The 16931-nt window shown below is 67.8% G+C and carries 30 protein-coding genes; all 30 read right to left on the bottom strand.

From position 1 onward, the window contains the following. Positions 1-31 precede the first annotated feature (31 nt). The 30 genes from ABZT87_RS27285 to rplC all read right to left on the bottom strand — a co-directional run bounded on the left by ABZT87_RS27285 (position 32) and on the right by rplC (position 16930). Positions 32-1054 (bottom strand): DNA-directed RNA polymerase subunit alpha, encoded by a 1023-nt coding sequence (locus ABZT87_RS27285; RefSeq protein WP_007465227.1) that lies wholly within the window; start codon positions 1052-1054, stop codon positions 32-34. Between the two features lie 98 nt (positions 1055-1152). Beyond that, the gene (gene rpsD / locus ABZT87_RS27280) at positions 1153-1779 is read right to left on the bottom strand and encodes a 30S ribosomal protein S4 (RefSeq protein WP_354858640.1); all 627 of its coding nucleotides are present in this window, start codon (positions 1777-1779) and stop codon (positions 1153-1155) included. 13 nt (positions 1780-1792) lie between these two features. After that, the gene (rpsK, locus tag ABZT87_RS27275) at positions 1793-2200 is read right to left on the bottom strand and encodes a 30S ribosomal protein S11 (protein ID WP_030329919.1); all 408 of its coding nucleotides are present in this window, start codon (positions 2198-2200) and stop codon (positions 1793-1795) included. Positions 2201-2289: 89 nt separating this feature from the next. Beyond that, positions 2290-2670, bottom strand: coding sequence for a 30S ribosomal protein S13 (rpsM, locus tag ABZT87_RS27270; protein WP_007465236.1), 381 nt, complete (start codon positions 2668-2670; stop codon positions 2290-2292). Positions 2671-2925: 255 nt separating this feature from the next. Next, positions 2926-3039: a 50S ribosomal protein L36 gene (gene rpmJ, locus ABZT87_RS27265; protein WP_043965539.1), complete on the bottom strand. Its 114-nt coding sequence runs from the start codon at positions 3037-3039 to the stop codon at positions 2926-2928. A 91-nt stretch (positions 3040-3130) separates the two neighbouring features. Continuing rightward, positions 3131-3352, bottom strand: a complete 222-nt coding sequence (gene infA, locus ABZT87_RS27260) for a translation initiation factor IF-1 (RefSeq protein WP_007073013.1) — start codon at positions 3350-3352, stop codon at positions 3131-3133. 339 nt (positions 3353-3691) lie between these two features. Then, positions 3692-4249: a DUF1707 domain-containing protein gene (locus ABZT87_RS27255; protein WP_355139099.1), complete on the bottom strand. Its 558-nt coding sequence runs from the start codon at positions 4247-4249 to the stop codon at positions 3692-3694. 122 nt (positions 4250-4371) lie between these two features. Further along, a complete protein-coding gene (map, locus tag ABZT87_RS27250; protein ID WP_354858645.1) occupies positions 4372-5223 on the bottom strand; it encodes a type I methionyl aminopeptidase in 852 nt (283 codons plus the stop codon). Between the two features lie 88 nt (positions 5224-5311). Then, positions 5312-5965: an adenylate kinase gene (locus ABZT87_RS27245; RefSeq protein WP_007465256.1), complete on the bottom strand. Its 654-nt coding sequence runs from the start codon at positions 5963-5965 to the stop codon at positions 5312-5314. After that, the gene (secY, locus tag ABZT87_RS27240; RefSeq protein ID WP_354858647.1) at positions 5966-7294 is read right to left on the bottom strand and encodes a preprotein translocase subunit SecY; all 1329 of its coding nucleotides are present in this window, start codon (positions 7292-7294) and stop codon (positions 5966-5968) included. Between the two features lie 231 nt (positions 7295-7525). Then, complete coding sequence (gene rplO / locus ABZT87_RS27235; protein ID WP_007465260.1) at positions 7526-7969, bottom strand: 50S ribosomal protein L15; 444 nt, start codon at positions 7967-7969, stop codon at positions 7526-7528. After that, a complete protein-coding gene (gene rpmD, locus ABZT87_RS27230) occupies positions 7969-8151 on the bottom strand; it encodes a 50S ribosomal protein L30 (protein ID WP_007465262.1) in 183 nt (60 codons plus the stop codon). Before rpmD ends, rplO begins: the two co-directional genes overlap by 1 nt. After that, positions 8151-8765, bottom strand: a complete 615-nt coding sequence (gene rpsE, locus ABZT87_RS27225; protein WP_007465263.1) for a 30S ribosomal protein S5 — start codon at positions 8763-8765, stop codon at positions 8151-8153. The genes rpmD and rpsE overlap by 1 nt, the downstream gene beginning before the upstream one ends. 33 nt (positions 8766-8798) lie before the next feature. Then, entirely contained in the window at positions 8799-9176 is a 378-nt protein-coding gene (gene rplR, locus ABZT87_RS27220) for a 50S ribosomal protein L18 (RefSeq protein ID WP_355068567.1), read from the bottom strand. Between the two features lie 64 nt (positions 9177-9240). Beyond that, entirely contained in the window at positions 9241-9783 is a 543-nt protein-coding gene (gene rplF / locus ABZT87_RS27215; protein WP_354858653.1) for a 50S ribosomal protein L6, read from the bottom strand. Between the two features lie 16 nt (positions 9784-9799). After that, positions 9800-10207 carry a 30S ribosomal protein S8 gene (rpsH, locus tag ABZT87_RS27210; RefSeq protein WP_007465270.1) on the bottom strand — a complete coding sequence of 136 codons (408 nt, stop codon included), beginning with the start codon at positions 10205-10207 and terminating at the stop codon, positions 9800-9802. Between the two features lie 116 nt (positions 10208-10323). After that, a complete protein-coding gene (locus tag ABZT87_RS27205) occupies positions 10324-10509 on the bottom strand; it encodes a type Z 30S ribosomal protein S14 (RefSeq protein WP_007465272.1) in 186 nt (61 codons plus the stop codon). A 1-nt stretch (position 10510) separates the two neighbouring features. Beyond that, the gene (gene rplE, locus ABZT87_RS27200; RefSeq protein ID WP_354858655.1) at positions 10511-11077 is read right to left on the bottom strand and encodes a 50S ribosomal protein L5; all 567 of its coding nucleotides are present in this window, start codon (positions 11075-11077) and stop codon (positions 10511-10513) included. Next, entirely contained in the window at positions 11077-11397 is a 321-nt protein-coding gene (gene rplX, locus ABZT87_RS27195; protein WP_007465276.1) for a 50S ribosomal protein L24, read from the bottom strand. The genes rplE and rplX overlap by 1 nt, the downstream gene beginning before the upstream one ends. Further along, positions 11394-11762, bottom strand: coding sequence for a 50S ribosomal protein L14 (gene rplN / locus ABZT87_RS27190; RefSeq protein WP_007073026.1), 369 nt, complete (start codon positions 11760-11762; stop codon positions 11394-11396). The genes rplX and rplN overlap by 4 nt, the downstream gene beginning before the upstream one ends. Positions 11763-11863: 101 nt before the next feature. After that, complete coding sequence (gene rpsQ, locus ABZT87_RS27185) at positions 11864-12142, bottom strand: 30S ribosomal protein S17 (RefSeq protein ID WP_354858656.1); 279 nt, start codon at positions 12140-12142, stop codon at positions 11864-11866. Beyond that, on the bottom strand, positions 12139-12375 hold the full coding sequence (rpmC, locus tag ABZT87_RS27180) for a 50S ribosomal protein L29 (RefSeq protein ID WP_007465283.1): 237 nt from the start codon (positions 12373-12375) through the stop codon (positions 12139-12141). Before rpmC ends, rpsQ begins: the two co-directional genes overlap by 4 nt. Beyond that, positions 12375-12800, bottom strand: a complete 426-nt coding sequence (gene rplP / locus ABZT87_RS27175) for a 50S ribosomal protein L16 (RefSeq protein ID WP_007465292.1) — start codon at positions 12798-12800, stop codon at positions 12375-12377. The genes rpmC and rplP overlap by 1 nt, the downstream gene beginning before the upstream one ends. A gap of 3 nt (positions 12801-12803) precedes the next feature. Further along, complete coding sequence (gene rpsC, locus ABZT87_RS27170; RefSeq protein WP_007465294.1) at positions 12804-13673, bottom strand: 30S ribosomal protein S3; 870 nt, start codon at positions 13671-13673, stop codon at positions 12804-12806. Beyond that, the gene (rplV, locus tag ABZT87_RS27165) at positions 13673-14131 is read right to left on the bottom strand and encodes a 50S ribosomal protein L22 (RefSeq protein WP_007465297.1); all 459 of its coding nucleotides are present in this window, start codon (positions 14129-14131) and stop codon (positions 13673-13675) included. The genes rpsC and rplV overlap by 1 nt, the downstream gene beginning before the upstream one ends. A gap of 41 nt (positions 14132-14172) precedes the next feature. Then, positions 14173-14454: a 30S ribosomal protein S19 gene (gene rpsS, locus ABZT87_RS27160; RefSeq protein WP_007465299.1), complete on the bottom strand. Its 282-nt coding sequence runs from the start codon at positions 14452-14454 to the stop codon at positions 14173-14175. Positions 14455-14466: 12 nt separating this feature from the next. Continuing rightward, entirely contained in the window at positions 14467-15306 is an 840-nt protein-coding gene (gene rplB / locus ABZT87_RS27155; protein WP_007465301.1) for a 50S ribosomal protein L2, read from the bottom strand. A 12-nt stretch (positions 15307-15318) separates the two neighbouring features. Continuing rightward, positions 15319-15621, bottom strand: coding sequence for a 50S ribosomal protein L23 (gene rplW, locus ABZT87_RS27150; RefSeq protein WP_088998352.1), 303 nt, complete (start codon positions 15619-15621; stop codon positions 15319-15321). Next, positions 15618-16268 (bottom strand): 50S ribosomal protein L4, encoded by a 651-nt coding sequence (gene rplD, locus ABZT87_RS27145; RefSeq protein ID WP_354858661.1) that lies wholly within the window; start codon positions 16266-16268, stop codon positions 15618-15620. The genes rplW and rplD overlap by 4 nt, the downstream gene beginning before the upstream one ends. Next, positions 16265-16930 carry a 50S ribosomal protein L3 gene (rplC, locus tag ABZT87_RS27140; RefSeq protein ID WP_354823900.1) on the bottom strand — a complete coding sequence of 222 codons (666 nt, stop codon included), beginning with the start codon at positions 16928-16930 and terminating at the stop codon, positions 16265-16267. The genes rplD and rplC overlap by 4 nt, the downstream gene beginning before the upstream one ends. Position 16931: the final 1 nt, after the last annotated feature.

The following is a 16931-nucleotide window of genomic DNA, read 5'->3' as shown; positions in this document are numbered from 1 at the left end:
TGGTGCTCCTCAGTTGTGGCGGCAGCGCGGACTAGAGCTGCTCGGTCTCGCGGTAGTCGTCGGTGTCGTAGTCGGCCTCGCCGAAGGTGTCCACGACGTGCGCCGGGTCGAAGTTCGGAGCCGAGTCCTTCAGCCCGAGACCCATCCCGGCGAGCTTCATCTTGACCTCGTCGATCGACTTCTGACCGAAGTTGCGGATGTCGAGGAGGTCGGCCTCGGTACGCCCGATGAGCTCACCAACGGAGTTGATGCCCTCGCGCTTGAGGCAGTTGTAGGAGCGGACGGTGAGGTCCAGCTCCTCGATCGGCAGAGCGAGGTCCGCCGCCAGCTGGGCGTCCTGCGGGGACGGCCCGATGTCGATGCCCTCGGCGGTCTCGTCCAGCTCCCGGGCCAGCCCGAACAGCTCCACAAGCGTCGAACCGGCGGAGGCCAGCGCGGTACGCGGGCCCATCGACGGCTTGGTCTCGACGTCGATGATGAGCCGGTCGAAGTCGGTGCGCTGCTCGACGCGGGTCGCCTCGACGCGGTAGGTCACCTTCAGCACCGGCGAGTAGATCGAGTCGACCGGGATGCGGCCGATCTCGGCGCCGGACTGCTTGTTCTGTGCAGCCGTCACGTAGCCCCGGCCCCGCTCGACGGTCAGCTCCATGTCGAGCCGGCCCTTGCCGTTGAGGGTCGCGAGCTTGAGGTCCGGGTTGTGCACCGAGACGCCGGCCGGGGGCTGGATGTCGCCCGCCGTCACGTCGCCCGGGCCCTGCTTGCGCAGGTACATGCTGACCGGCTCGTCGTGCTCGGAGCTGACGCACAGCTCCTTGATGTTCATGACGAGCTCGACCACGTCCTCCTTGACACCGGGGATCGTGGTGAACTCGTGCAGCACGCCGTCGATCTTGATCGAGGTGACCGCCGCACCCGGGATCGACGACAGCAGCGTGCGCCGCAGCGAGTTGCCCAGGGTGTAGCCGAAGCCCGGCTCGAGCGGCTCGATGGCGAACCGCGACCGGGTCTCGTTGATCGACTCCTCGGAGAGGGAGGGTCGCTGGCTGATGAGCATGTTGTCTCTTCTCTTTCAGGACGCCCGCTATTTGACGTCCACGACACAAACTGTTCCGGTGGCCCGCCCCGAAGGGCGGGCCACCGCAACGAGCCCGACTACTTGGAGTAGAGCTCGACGATCAACTGCTCCTGGACCTGCGTGTCGATGACCTGCCGGGCCGGGAGGGAGTGCACGAGCACCTTCATCTGGCTGGGGATTGCCTCCAGCCAGGCCGGCACCGTCTTCGAACCGGCCTGAGCCTGCGCCACCACGAACGGGGTGAGCTCCTTGCTCTTGCCCCGGACCTCGATGATGTCGTGCTCCTTGACGCGGTACGACGGGATGTCGACCTTCTTGCCGTTCACCATGAAGTGACCGTGCTTGACCAGCTGGCGGGCCATGTCCCGCGAGTGGGCGTAGCCGGCCCGGTAAACGACGTTGTCCAGCCGCGACTCGAGGATCTGCAGGAGGACCTCACCGGTCTTGGCCTGCTTGCCAACGGCTTCCTCGTAGTAGCCACGGAACTGCTTCTCCAGCACGCCGTAGACGCGGCGGGCCTTCTGCTTCTCGCGGAGCTGGAGCAGGTACTCCGTCTCCTTGGTGCGGCCGCGGCCGTGCTGCCCGGGCGGGAACGGCCGGGACTCGAACGGGCACTTCGGGCCATCGCACTTGCTGCCCTTGAGGAACAGCTTCATCTTCTCCCGCCGGCAACGGCGGCAGTCAGCACCGGTGTAACGAGCCATCTCTCTCTACCTCTCAGACCCGACGACGCTTAGGCGGACGGCATCCGTTGTGCGGCTGCGGGGTGACGTCGGCGATCTGGCCGACCTCCAGCCCGACGGCCTGCAGCGAACGGATCGCGGTCTCCCGGCCGGAGCCGGGGCCCTTGACGAACACGTCGACCTTGCGCATGCCGTGCTCCATGGCCCGACGCGCGGCGGCCTCGGCGGCCAGCTGCGCGGCGAACGGAGTCGACTTGCGGGAGCCCTTGAAGCCCACCTGGCCCGCGGAGGCCCAGGAGATGACCGCACCGGTCGGGTCCGTGATGGACACGATGGTGTTGTTGAAGGTGCTCTTGATGTGCGCCTGCCCGTGGGCGACGTTCTTGCGTTCCTTGCGCCGGACCTTCTTGACAGCGGCTCCGGCACGAGCCTTCGGTGGCATAAGTCTGTGCGCTCCTAGTTGACTTTCCGGATTGGGCCGCGGGGTCCGGTCTTCCTAGACCCGACATCGACCCGAATTCCGGTCAAAATCTACTTCTTGCCGGGCTTCTTCTTGCCGGCGACGGTCCGCTTCGGGCCCTTGCGGGTCCGTGCATTGGTCTTGGTCCGCTGGCCACGCACGGGCAGGCCCCGGCGGTGCCGGATGCCGGCGTAGCAGCCGATCTCGACCTTGCGGCGGATGTCAGCGGCGACCTCGCGGCGCAGGTCGCCTTCAACCTTGTAGTTGCCCTCGATGTGGTCGCGGAGCTGCACGAGCTCCTCGTCCGTGAGGTCCCGAGCGCGCTTGTCCGGCGAGATGCCGGTGGCGGCGAGTGTCTCCAGGGCGCGGGTGCGACCGACCCCGAAGATGTAGGTGAGCGCGATCTCCATCCGCTTCTCGCGGGGGAGATCCACGCCGACTAGACGTGCCATGTGCGGGCGTACTCCTCGTGATGTGTGGCGGAGGTGTGGACCCGTCCCACCCCGCTACCGGCCGTCCCGTCTTTCCGACGCTGTCAGCGCCGGCGACCGGGATCGGTCGCTGCCCGAGCGGGCCCCGGCCTCCGACCGGGGGTCAGCCACGAAGAAGTACGTCTCGCGGCTGGGACGAGCATGTGTGATGTGTGTGTCGCTGAGGAACTGCCCGGACCAACGCCACCCGGCCGTGTTCCGACCGGACGGGCTGAGTCAGCCCTGGCGCTGCTTGTGGCGCGGGTCGCTGCAGATGACCATGACCCGGCCGTGCCGGCGGATAACCCGGCACTTGTTGCAGATCCTCTTGACGCTCGGCTTGACCTTCACGGTTGCCTTACTTCCCATCTGGCCCGGGGACGCGCGATGCGCGAGACCGGACGTCGAAGACGGACACGGGACTTCCCGGCCGACGTCAGGACTACTTGTAGCGGTAGACGATGCGCCCGCGGGTCAGGTCGTACGGCGAGAGTTCGACGACGACCCGGTCCTCCGGCAGGATGCGGATGTAGTGCTGCCGCATCTTGCCGCTGATGTGAGCCAACACCTTGTGGCCGTTCGCGAGCTCCACCCGGAACATGGCGTTCGGCAGGGGCTCGATGACCCGACCCTCGATCTCAATGGCTCCGTCTTTTTTCGGCATGTCCTCCGCTGTCCTGACGTCGATTGCTCCGGGCGGCCCACAACGTCTTACACGGGAAACTGACCAAGATCAGAAGCCCGCGCCAGCCGCGGCTCCAGGTCCCACCGAAGCGCAGGGTGGGCATGCCGGAGTGGACGCTGTGCGCCGAACAGAAAGTGTACGCCGGCCTGCGCGCCGTCGCCAAATTGGCCACCCACCGCAGCCTCGCGTCGGCCCCCGCTCCCCCACCCGGCCCTCGGATGATCTTCGCGGAGCCGCGCCCCACCGAATATCGATCATGAGGTTGTCGAGGCGAAACACCGCGATCGACGACACCAAGTCCATGATCATCGGGGTGGGTCAGGTTTCAGGCCCGGGGTCTTCCGGCCCGTCGGTGCGCAGCTCCCGGCGGCGCTCACGCTTGGCTCGCTTGCGCTCACGCCGGCGCTCCCGCTCGATCGCCTGCCGGCGCGGCTCTCCCCCGGCCAGCCCGCCGACTGTCCGGAGCAGCAGCACCACGCCCCAGGGCCCGGCCACCCACGCCGGCCAGAAGTAGAGCAGTTCCTGGCTCAGCAGCGAGGTCACGCCCCAGATGGTCACCACGATGGCGATCACCCTCGCGTACGGCAGCCAGACCTCGGCCAGCCAACGATTGACGTGGCCGTGCGCGAGCGGGCCGACGGGCGGCTCAGCCGGCGCGCTGGCCGGCCGCAGGGCCGAATGCTCCGGGGGCGTGACCGGGGGTAGATCGGTGAGCAGGGCGTCCAGCTCGGCGTACGTGCGCGCCGCGTAGGCCCGCTGCACCCGCTCGTCGTACTCGTGCAGGTCCAACCGCCCCTCGCCGAGGGCGGCCCGTAGCCGGTCGGCAACCACCTCGCGGTCCGCGTCCGCGGCTCGCATCCCGTCGCGCCCGTCCATGCCGGCAAGCATGCCACCGCCACGCCAGTCAGCCCGACCTCGAACATCGGTTGATCATGAAGTTATTGCCAGCCGCACCGGCGTGTCAGGGCAATAACTTCATGATCAACCGGCGAGGTGGGTCAGGGGGTTGTGGTTTCTGCGGGTTGGCGGGCGGTGACCAGGTCGCCCAGGCGGGCGCGGCCCCCGTCGAAGGCCGTGAGCACCCACACGCCGTCGGGCAACAGCGCCATCGAGTGCTCGACGTGCGCCGCGACCGAACCGTCCCGGGTGACGACCGTCCAACCGTCGGCCAGTTCGACCGTACGCGGGGACGCCATGGTGATCATGGGCTCGATCGCCAGCGCCATGCCGGGGACCAGACGCGGCCCCTTGCCCGGCCGGCCGTGGTTGAGCACGTGCGGGTCCTGATGCATCTCGGTGCCGATGCCGTGGCCACCGTAGCCGTCGACGATGCCGTACCGGCCGCCCTTGCGGACCGCCGTCTCCACGGCGTACGAGATGTCGGTGAGCCGCCCCTTGCCGCTGGCCGCTCCGCGCGCTGCGGCGGCGATGCCCGCCCACATCGCGTCCTCGGCGACCTCGGCCATCTTGAGCAGCGCCGGGTCGACGTCGCCCACCCCGACGGTGATAGCGGAGTCCCCGTGCCACCCGTTGAGCACCGCGCCGCAGTCGATCGAGATGAGGTCGCCGTCGGCGAGCACCTGCTCCGGCGAGGGGATGGCGTGCACGATCTGCTCGTTGACCGACGAGCAGATCGACGCCGGGAAGCCGTGGTAGCCCTTGAAGGACGGGACGGCGCCCGCCTCGCGGATCGTCGACTCGGCGATGGCGTCCAGGTCCGCCGTGCTCACGCCGGGGGCCACCGCCTCGCGCATCCGGCGCAGGGCCTCGGCGACCACGAGCCCGGCCGCGCGCATCTTCTCGATCTGGTCAGGGGTCTTCAGCTGGATGTCCAGCTGGGGACGACGCATGGAGCGGTTACCTTTCGTGGCCATTCAGCGGGGCACGTCTGGCGTACCCCGCTGTTCGCACTCTATCCGCCGCGGCGCGGGAAGAACCTCAGCCGCCGTACGACCGCAGGGCGTCGATGGCCCGGGTGGTGACGTCCTCCACCGGGCCGGTGGCGTCGATCCCGACCAGCTTGCCCTGGGCGCCGTAGTAGTCGACCAGGGGCGCGGTCTTCTCGCTGTACTCCCGCAGGCGGGTGGCGATGGTCTCCGGCTTGTCGTCGTCGCGCTGGAACAGCTCGGCGCCGCACCGGTCACAGATGCCCGGCCGGGTGGTGGCGTCGAACTCGACGTGCCAGATCTTGCCGCAACCCCGGCAGGTGCGCCGGCCGGAGAGCCGCCGGATCACCTCGTCGTCGTCGACCACCAGCTCCAGGACCAGATCCAGGGCGGTGCCCAGATCGGCGAGGAGCTTGTCCAGAGCGGCGGCCTGCGGAGTCGTCCGCGGGAAGCCGTCGAGCAGAAAGCCCTCGCTGGCGTCCGGCTCGGCCAGCCGGTCCCGGACCATGTTGATGGTGACCTCGTCCGGAACCAGCTCGCCTGCGTCCATGTAACGCTTCGCCTCGACGCCGAGCGGCGTGCCCTGGGTGACGTTCGAGCGGAAGATGTCTCCGGTCGAGATCTTGGGTACCGACAGGTGCGCGGCGACGAACTCTGCCTGCGTGCCCTTACCCGCACCCGGCGGGCCAACCAGAACGAGTCTCATCTACCGCAGGAACCCTTCGTAGTTCCGCTGCATGAGTTGGCTCTCGATCTGCTTCACGGTCTCCAGACCGACGCCGACCATGATGAGCACAGCGGTGCCACCGAACGGGAAGTTCTGGTACTGCTGGCTGTCCAGCCAGATGAAGAAGAAGTTCGGCAGGATGGAGATGATGCCGAGGTAGAGCGCGCCCGGCAGGGTGATCCGGCTGAGGATGAAGTCCAGGTAGTCGGCCGTCGGCTTGCCCGGCCGGATACCCGGCACGAACCCGCCGTACTTCTTCATGTTGTCCGCGACCTCGGTCGGGTTGAACGTGATCGAGACGTAGAAGTACGTGAAGAAGATGATCAGCAGAAAGTAGACCGAGATGTAGATCGGGCTGTTCGGAGCGACCAGGTTGTTCTGGATCCACGCCTGGACCTTGCCCGGGTCGTTCTGGTCGAAGAACTGGAGCGCCAGCTGAGGGAGGTACAGCAGCGACGAACCGAAGATGACCGGGATGACACCCGCCTGGTTGACCTTCAGCGGGATGTAGGTCGAGGTGCCGCCGTACATCCGCCGGCCGATCATCCGCTTGGCGTACTGCACCGGGATCCGGCGCTGCGCCTGCTCGATGAAGGTGACCGCGGTGATGACCACCAGAACCAGCGCGATGACCAGGGCGAACTTGCCCCAGCCCTGGCTGGTCTTGATCTGCCAGCCCTCGCCGGGCAGCCGGGCCGCGATCGAGGTGAAGATCAGAACGGACATGCCGTTGCCGACGCCCCGGTCGGTGATCAGCTCACCGAGCCACATGACCATGCCGGTGCCGGCGGTCATGGTGATCACCAGGATGGACAGGGTCAGCCAGTCCGGGATGCCGGTGCCCTCGGGGATGATCGGGAACTGGTCGCAGCGGTTCTGGAACAGCTGCCCCGAGCGGGCCAGCGCCACGAACGCCGAGGCCTGCAGCACGCCGAGACCGAGGGTCAGGTAGCGGGTGTACTGCGTGATCTTCGCCTGGCCGGCCTGGCCCTCCTTGCGGAGCTGCTCCAGGCGCGGAATCACGACGGTCAGCAGCTGCAGGATGATCGACGCGGTGATGTAGGGCATGATGCCCAACGCGAAGACCGAGAGCTGGAGCAGCGCCCCGCCGGAGAAGAGGTTGAGCAGATTCAGCGGGCCCGTCGTCTGCCCGGAGATGGAGTCGAGGCACTTCTGCACGTTGCCGTACGAGACGCCCGGGCTGGGGAGCGTGGCACCCAGCCGGTAGACCGCGATGATGCCTACTGTGAACAGCAGCTTCTTGCGCAGGTCAGGCGTACGGAACGCACTGAGAAAGGCGGACAGCAACTTCTTCCTCCTGCGCGAGGCGGGCCGCCGGTGATCCCTGGCGGGTGGGGGTGGATCACGGGCGAGTGCCCGCAATCCATGGCTGGGATGGGACTCTAACAGCCCTGTCCCGCTCCGGGCAGGTGTGCCCGGCTACATAAACCGAATCCGATGTTACCGGGCGCACACGCCCCAGGCAGACCTAGGCGCCCGCCAGTTACTCACAACTGACGGGCGCCGAGGTCGTACGCCTTACAGCTCGGTGGCGGAGCCACCGGCGGCGGCGATCTTCTCCTTGGCCGACGCGCTGAACGCGTGCGCCGACACCTGGAGCGCCACCCCGCCAAGGTCCCCGGTGCCGAGGACCTTGACCGGCTGGCCCTTGCGGACCGCGCCGGCCTCGACCAGCTCGAGCGGGCCAACCTGGCCGCCGTTCGGGAACAGCTCGGCGAGCCGGTCCAGGTTGACCACCTGGAAGACCACCTTGAACTTGTTCTTGAAGCCCTTCATCTTCGGCAGGCGCATGTGGATGGGCATCTGCCCACCCTCGAACGCCGCCGAGATGTTCTTGCGGGCCTTGGAGCCCTTCGTACCGCGACCAGCGGTCTTGCCCTTGGAACCCTCACCACGACCCACACGGGTCTTCGCGGTCTTCGAACCGGGCGCCGGGCGCAGGTGGTGCACCTTGATCGTCATTACTCGACCTCCTCGACCTTCACGAGGTGGCTCACAGTGAAGATCATGCCGCGGATCTCGGGCCGGTCCTCCTTGACCACCACGTCGTTGATCCGCTTGAGACCGAGCGAACGCAGCGACTCACGCTGGTTGTGCTTGGTCCCGATACCGGACCGGAGCTGGGTGACCTTCAGGCGTGCCATCAGCGCGCCACCCCCGCACGCGACGCCAGCATGGCGGCCGGCGCGACGTCCTCCACCGGCAGACCACGACGCGCCGCGACCTGCTCGGGGGACTCAAGCCCCTTCAGGGCCGCCACGGTGGCGTGCACGATGTTGATCGGGTTCGACGAGCCGAGGCTCTTGGAGAGCACGTCGTGGATCCCGGCGCACTCCAGCACGGCACGCACCGGACCACCGGCGATGACACCCGTACCGGCCGAGGCCGGCTTGAGCAGCACGACGCCAGCGGCGTCCTCACCCGTCACCGGGTGCGGGATCGACTGACCGATCCGCGGAACCTTGAAGAAGTGCTTCTTGGCCTCCTCGACACCCTTGGCGATCGCCGCGGGCACCTCCTTGGCCTTTCCGTAGCCCACGCCGACCGTGCCGTCGCCGTCGCCCACGATCACCAGGGCGGTGAAGCTGAAGCGACGACCACCCTTCACGACCTTGGCGACGCGGTTGATCGCGACGACCCGCTCAAGGTGCGGGGTCTTCTCGACGGGCGCGTTTCCGCGGCCGCCCTCACGGCGGTTGTCGCGGCGACCACCCTCGTTGCCACCGGACCCGCCGCCACGGCGCTGTTGACCTGGCATCAGCAGCCTTCCTTATCTCTCGTGACGGGGTTGTTAGAACTCGAGCCCGGCTTCGCGGGCGGCGTCGGCAAGCGCGGCGACTCGCCCCGCGTACCGGTTGCCACCGCGGTCGAAGACGACCTTGGAGACGCCGGCGGCCTTGGCCCGCTCGGCGAGCAGGGCGCCCACCTTGCCGGCGAGGGCGCTCTTGTCGCCCTCCGCACCGCGCAGCGAGGAGTCCAGGGTCGACGCCGACGCCAGGGTGTGGCCCTTGGTGTCGTCGACGATCTGGGCAACCATGTGCCGCAGCGAACGGGTGACGACCAGGCGCGGACGCTCGGCCGTACCGCTGACGTTCTTGCGGACGCGGAAGTGCCGACGCGCACGCCCAACGGCGCGCTTGGCGGCGACGCCGCGGCGGCGCTTGAGCAGCGTGGCGCTCACTTCTTACCTGCCTTTCCAGCCTTCGCGTTGCTGGGGCGGATGACCTCGCCCATTACTTCTTACCTGCCTTGCCGGCCTTGCGGCGGATGACCTCGCCCTGGTACTTCACGCCCTTGCCCTTGTAGGGCTCCGGCGGACGGATCTTCCGGATGTTGGCGGCGACCTCACCGACCTGCTGCTTGTCGATGCCGGCCACGTGGAACAGGGTCGGCCGCTCCACCGTGAAGGTGATGCCCGCCGGCGCGGGAACGACCACCGGGTGCGAGAACCCGAGCGCGAACTCGAGGTCCGAACCCTTGGCGGTGACCCGGTAACCGGTGCCGGCGATCTCCAGGCTCTTGCGGTAGCCCTCGGTCACGCCGACGATCATGTTGGCGACCAGGGTACGGCTCAGGCCGTGCAGCTCCTTGGCCTTGCGCTCGTCGTTCGGGCGGTTGACGTTCAGCTGCCCGTCCTCCGCGCGCTCGATCGTGATCGGGTCGGCGATCGTGTGCTGGAGCTCGCCCTTCGGGCCCTTGACCTTGACGGTCTGCCCGTCGATCGTGATGTCGACGCCGGCTGGTACCGGGATCGACTTACGTCCAATTCGCGACATTTCTACCAGTCTCCCGTTACCAGACGAAGGCGAGGACTTCCCCGCCAACACTCCGCTTGCGGGCCTGCCGGTCGGTCAGCAGCCCCTGGGACGTCGAAATGATCGCCACGCCCAGCCCACCGAGCACCCGCGGGAGCCCGTCCGACTTGGCGTACACCCGGAGACCGGGCTTGGACACGCGCTTGATGCCGGCCAGGCTCCGCTCCCGGTTCTGGCCGTACTTCAGCTCGACGACCAGTCGCTTGCCGACGGCGCCCTCCTCGGGCTCCTCGACCGACCAGGTGGCGATGTAACCCTCGGCCTTCAGGACCTCGGCGATGTTCGCCTTGATCTTGGAGTAGGGCATCTTCACCTGATCGTGGTACGCCTGGTTGGCGTTACGCAGACGCGTGAGCATGTCTGCGATCGGGTCGGTCATCGTCATGGATTTCGTCAGCCTTTCTCGCCGGGGTTCCCGGGGCATCAGCCCCGGGCCTACGGCGAAGAGCAATACCTAATCGGTGCAGGAGTTCCCGGCTGACAGCCGGGACGCGGTCGCCCTTACCAGGAAGCCTTGGACACACCCGGCAGCTCACCGCGGTGGGCCATCTCCCGGATGCAGACCCGGCAGAGCCCGAACTTGCGGTAGACCGCCTTCGGACGCCCGCACCGCTGGCAGCGGGTGTACGCGCGAACCGAGAACTTCGGCTTCGCGGCCGCCTTGATGATCAGCGCCTTCTTGGCCATCTCAGTTCTCCTTGAACGGGAAGCCCAGGAGCTTGAGCAGCGCCCGACCCTCGTCGTCAGTCGTGGCGGTCGTGACCACCGTGATGTCCATACCCCGCTGCCGATCGATCCGGTCCTGGTCGATCTCGTGGAACACGGACTGCTCGGTCAGACCGAACGTGTAGTTGCCGTGCCCGTCCAGCTTGCGCCCGTCCAGACCGCGGAAGTCGCGGATACGCGGCAGCGAAATGGACAGCAGCCGGTCCAGGAACTCCCACATCCGGTCGCCACGAAGGGTCACCTTCGCGCCGATCGGCATGCCCTCGCGGAGCTTGAACTGCGCGATGGACTTGGTCGCCCGCCGCACCTGCGGCTTCTGGCCGGTGATCGTGGCGAGGTCGCGGACCGCGCCGTCGATCAGCTTGGCGTCGCGAGCAGCCTCGCCGACACCCATGTTGACGACGATCTTGACCAGCCGCGGCACCTGCATGGGGTTGCCGTAGCTGTTCTGCTCACGCAGCTGGGCCACGATCTCGTTGCGGTACCGCTCCTTGAGGCGCGGCATGGTCTTTTCGGTAGCCGTGGTCATCACAGGTCCTTACCGGTGCTACGCGCGATGCGGACCTTCTGGCCGTTGTCGTCGATCCGGTAACCGACGCGGGTCGGCTTGCCGTCGGAGTCCAGGACCTGCACGTTCGAGACGTGGATCGGGGCCTCCTGGGTGACGATGCCGCCGGTCTTGGCGCCACGCTGGGTGGTGCTGATGCGGGTGTGCTTCTTGACCCGGTTCACGCCCTCGACCAGGACCTTGTCCTGCCGCGGGTAGGCCGCGATGACCTTGCCCTTGGCACCCTTGTCCTTGCCGGCGATGACGACGACCGTGTCGCCCTTCTTGACCTTCACGGTCACAACACCTCCGGCGCGAGGGAAATAATCTTCATGAACCGCTTGTCCCGCAGCTCCCGGCCCACCGGGCCGAAGATGCGGGTACCGCGCGGGTCCCCACCGTCCTTGATGATGACGGCGGCGTTCTCGTCGAAGCGGATGTACGAGCCGTCCGGCCGCCGCTTCTCCTTGGCCGTGCGAACGACGACCGCCTTGACGACGTCGCCCTTCTTCACACCGGCACCCGGGATCGCGTCCTTGACCGTGGCCACGATGACGTCGCCGATGCTCGCGTAGCGCCGACCGGAGCCACCGAGAACCCGGATGCACAGGATCTCCCGAGCACCCGTGTTGTCGGCGACGCGCAGTCGCGACTCCTGCTGAATCACGTCTATCTCCTATGTCTGCCGGTTCTCCGGCCGCCGTAGCGGCCGGCCGGAGCCTGGCGGAACCTACGCCCGACGCAACGCCGGGCGAGATCGAGCCTTCGCTACTTGGCCTTTTCCTGGATCTCCACGATCCGCCAACGCTTGGTGGCGCTCAGCGGCCGGGTCTCCATGATCAGGACCCGGTCGCCGATGCCGGCGGCGTTCTGCTCGTCGTGCACCTTCAGCTTGCGTGTACGGCGCATGATCTTGCCGTACAGCGCGTGCCGAACCCGGTCCTCGACCTCGACCACGACGGTCTTGTCCATCTTGTCGCTGACCACCAGGCCCTCGCGGACCTTGCGGCGCGCGCGGGTGGCGTCAGTGGTGGTGTTCTCGGTCATGATGCAGTCACCTCAGTCGGCGCGGCCGAGAGCCCCAGCTCGCGCTCGCGCATGATCGTGTAGATCCGGGCGATCTCCCGACGGATGACCTGCAGCCGCCGGTTGTTGTCCAGCTGCCCGGTTGCGGCCTGCACGCGGAGGTTGAACAGCTCCGCCTTGGCCTCCCGCAGCTTCGTGACCAGCTCCTCCTCGGAGAGCTCACGCAGCTCGGTCGCCTTAACGCCCGCTGCCATCAGGATTCACCCACTTCGCGCGTAACAATGCGGCACTTCATCGGGAGCTTGTGGATCGCGCGACGCATGGCCTCTCGCGCGATCTGCTCGTTGGGGAAGGACATCTCGAAGAGAACCCGCCCCGGTTTGACGTTGGCGACCCACCACTCGGGCGAACCCTTACCGGAACCCATCCGGGTCTCGGCAGGCTTCTTGGTGAGGGCCTGGTCCGGGAAGATCGTGATCCAGACCTTGCCGCCACGCTTGATGTGACGGGTCATCGCGATACGCGCCGACTCGATCTGGCGGTTGGTCACGTACGCCGGCTCGAGAGCCTGGATCCCGAACTCGCCGAACACCACCCGGTTACCACCCTTGGACGCGCCACTGCGGTCCGGGTGGTGCGGCTTGCGGAAGCCCTTCGGGGGCTTGCGCGGCATCAGCATCTGTCAGCCCTCCTGCTGCGTTTCTGCCGGAGCAGCCGCCGCGGCGACAGCAGCGCTGTCGACCGGCTCGCCACTCGGCGTCTCGGCCTGCTGCGCGATGGTGGTCGCAGCAGCCCGGCCGGCCTCGGTGCCACCAGCGGTCGTGCCGGACGAACCGGACCGGCCACGGCGCGGACGCTCGGGACGGTCGCCGCGCTCACCACGACGCGGGCGCGACGGACCGGCCTCGGCCGGAGCCTCCCGGCCCGGAACCGCGTCGCCCTTGTAGATCCAGACCTTCACGCCGATCCGGCCGAAGGTGGTACGGGCCTCGAAGAAGCCGTACTCGATGTTGGCCCGCAGCGTGTGCAGCGGAACCCGGCCCTCGCGGTAGAACTCGGTCCGGCTCATCTCGGCGCCGCCAAGGCGACCCGAGACCTGAACCCGGATGCCCTTGCAGACCGGGTTCTTCATGGCCGACTGCATGGCCTTGCGCATCGCCCGACGGAAGCTGACCCGGCTGGACAGCTGCTCGGCCACGCCCTGCGCGACGAGCTGAGCGTCCGACTCGGGGTTCTTCACCTCGATGATGTTCAGCTGGACCTGCTTGCCGGTGAGCTTCTCGAGCTCGCCGCGGATCCGGTCGGCCTCCGCACCCTTACGGCCGATGACGATGCCCGGCCGGGCGGTGTGGATGTCGACGCGGACGCGGTCGCGGGTGCGCTCGATGTCGACCTTGGAGATCCCGGCACGCTCGAGGCCCTTGGACATCATGCGGCGGATCTTGACATCCTCGCCGATGTAGTCCTTGTAGAGCTTGTCCGCGAACCAACGGGACTTCCAGTCGGTCGAGATGCCGAGCCGGAACCCAGTGGGGTGAACCTTCTGACCCATTACTCGGCGTCCTCCGTCTTGCTCTGCGCTTCGGCCGGTGCGGCCTCCGTGGCCGGGGCGGCCTTCTTCGCCGCGGCCTTCCTCGGCGCTGCCGGCGCGACCGCCTCGACCGCCACGGTGATGTGGCAGGTGCGCTTGCGGATCCGGTACGCCCGACCCTGTGCCCGCGGCTGGAACCGCTTCATCGTCGGGCCCTCGTCCACGAACGCCTCGCTGACGAGCAGCGCGTCGGGGTCCAGCCGCTCGTTGTTCTCCGCGTTGGCGATCGCGCTAGCGAGCACCTTGTACACCTGCTCGCTCGCAGCCTGCGGCGCGAACTGCAGCACCGTGAGCGCCTCCTTCGCGGGCAGGCCGCGGACGAGGTTGACCACCCGGCGCGCCTTCATCGGCGAGATGCGCACGTGCCGCGCAACCGCCCGCGCGCCCGGAAGCACCGGAGCGTCGCCCTTTCCTGGCATCGCTGTAACCCCTTGTTCCCTCTATCCGTATGCCCGCGGCGTCAGCGCCGACGGCTCTTCCGGTCGTCCTTCTCGTGACCCTTGAACGTGCGGGTCAGCGCGAACTCGCCGAGCTTGTGCCCGACCATCGCCTCGGTCACGAACACCGGGACGTGCTTGCGTCCGTCGTGCACCGCGATCGTGTGCCCGAGCATCTCCGGGATGATCGTCGAGCGCCGCGACCAGGTCTTGATCACGTTCTTCGAGCCCTTGTCGTTCTGCACTTCCACCTTCTTGAGCAGGTGGTCGTCTACGAACGGGCCCTTCTTGAGGCTGCGAGGCATGTCTTATCTCCCTCAGCCGCGCTTACGCGTGGCGTAGCGGCGGCGGACGATCAGCTTGTCGCTCGGCTGGCCCTTACGGCGGGTGCGGCCCTCGGGCTTACCCTGCGGGTTGACCGGGTGGCGACCACCGGAGGTCTTACCCTCACCACCACCGTGCGGGTGGTCGACCGGGTTCATGGCGACACCACGGACGGTCGGGCGCTTGCCCTTCCACCGCATACGGCCGGCCTTACCCCAGTTGATGTTCGACTGGTCGGCGTTGCCGATCTCGCCGACGCTCGCGCGGCAGCGCACGTCCACCCGCCGGATCTCGCCGGACGGCATACGCAGGGTCGCGTACGCGCCCTCACGGCCGAGCAGCTGGATGCCGACGCCGGCGGAACGGGCCAGCTTGGCCCCGCCGCCCGGACGCAGCTCCACGTTGTGGATCGTGGTACCGACCGGGATGTTGCGCAGCGGCAGGTTGTTACCCGGCTTGATGTCGGCGCCCGGACCGGACTCGACGCGGTCGCCCTGCTTCATGTCCTTCGGCGCGATGATGTACCGCTTCTCGCCGTCGGCGTAGTGCAGCAGCGCGATGCGCGCCGTGCGGTTCGGGTCGTACTCGATGTGAGCGACCTTCGCCGGCACGCCGTCCTTGTCGACCCGCTTGAAGTCGATCAGACGGTACTGGCGCTTGTGACCGCCACCGTGGTGCCGCGTGGTGATCCGGCCGTGGGCGTTACGCCCGCCCTTCTTCGGCAGCGGAGCCAGCAGCGACTTCTCCGGCGTGGACCGGGTGATCTCGGCGAAGTCGGCGACGCTGGAGCCACGTCGGCCCGGCGTCGTCGGCTTGTACTTACGGATAGCCATTGTCTACACCCCTCAGCTGACCGGGCCGCCGAAGGCCTCGATACGGTCACCGTCAGCCAGCTTCACGATCGCCCGCTTGGTCGCCTTGCGCTGACCGAAGCCGGTCTTGGTGCGCTTGCGCTTGCCCTGGCGGTTGAGCGTGTTGACCGTCAGGACGCGGACGTCGAAGATCTGCTGGATAGCGATCTTGATCTCGGTCTTGTTCGCGTCCGGGTGCACCAGGAAGGTGTACCAGTTCCGGTTCAGCTCGCTGTAGCTCTTCTCCGAGACGACCGGCGCCACAATGATGTCGCGCGGGTCGGCGATCGTGCTCACTTGCCACCCTCCTCGGTGGTCTCGGCGGGCACGCCCAGGAACTCGTCCAGGGCGTCCTTGGTGAAGACCACGTCGTCGGCCACCAGCACGTCGTACGTGTTCAGCTGGCCGGACTCGATCAGGTGCACCCGCGGCTCGTTGCGCAGCGACACCCAGTTCAGCTCGTCGGTGCTGCTCAGCACGACGAGAACCCGACGGGCCTCGGTGAGCGTGGTCAACGTGGCCAGTGCGGCCTTGGTCGACGGCTTCTCGCCCGAGACGAACGCCTCGACGACGTGCACCTGCCCGGCGCGGGCCCGGTCCGAGAGGGCACCGCGGAGTGCGGCGGCCTTCATCTTCTTCGGGGTCCGCTGGCTGTAGTCGCGCGGCACGGGACCGTGCACCACGCCACCGCCGGCGAACTGCGGCGCGCGGATCGAGCCCTGCCGGGCGCGACCGGTGCCCTTCTGCTTGTACGGCTTCTTGCCGCCACCGGCGACCTCGCCGCGGGTCTTGGTCTTGTGCGTGCCCTGTCGGGCCGCCGCGAGCTGGGCCACCACGACCTGGTGCATCAGCGCGACGTTGGCCTGCACGTCGAAGATGTCAGCCGGCAGCTCGACGGAGCCGCTGGTGCTGCCTTCGACGGTGCGCACGTCAACGGTGGTCACTTGGCCGCACCGCCCTTCTTCACCTTGCTCTTGGCCGCGGTACGGACCAGAACCAGCGCGCCCTTGGGACCAGGAATGGCACCCCGGACGAGCAGCAGGTTGTTCTCGGTGTCGACCGCCTGGACGGTGAGGTTCTGCACGGTGTAGCGCACGCCACCCATGCGGCCGGCCATCCGGGTGCCCTTGAAGACACGACCCGGAGTGGCGCAGGCGCCGATGGAGCCCGGCGAGCGGTGCTTGCGCTCGACGCCGTGACCGGCACCCAGGCCGTGGAAGCCGTGCCGCTTCATCGGGCCGGCGTAGCCCTTGCCCTTGGTCTTGCCGGTGACGTCGATCGTGACGCCTGCCGGGAACTCCTCGACCGTGACCTCCTGGCCCAGCGAGTATTCCCCGGCGTCCGTGGTGCGCAGCTCGACGATGTGCCGGCGCGGCGCCACGTCCGCCTTCGCGTAGTGCCCGCTGATCGGCTTCTTGACCTTGCGCGGGTCGATCGTGCCGTACGCCAGCTGGACCGCGGAGTAACCGTCCTTCTCGGCGCTACGAACCTGGCTGATGACGCACGGGCCGGCCTCGACCACGGTCACGGGAACAACCTTGTTGTTGTCCCAGACCTGGGTCATGCCGAGCTTGGCGCCCAGGATCCCCTTGACTTGCCTGTCCATT

Source organism: Micromonospora sp. NPDC005237, from assembly GCF_040607775.1.
Lineage (GTDB): Bacteria > Actinomycetota > Actinomycetes > Mycobacteriales > Micromonosporaceae > Micromonospora.
Note: the sequence above shows the minus strand (reverse complement) of the source record. Positions and strands in the feature narration are given on the sequence as shown.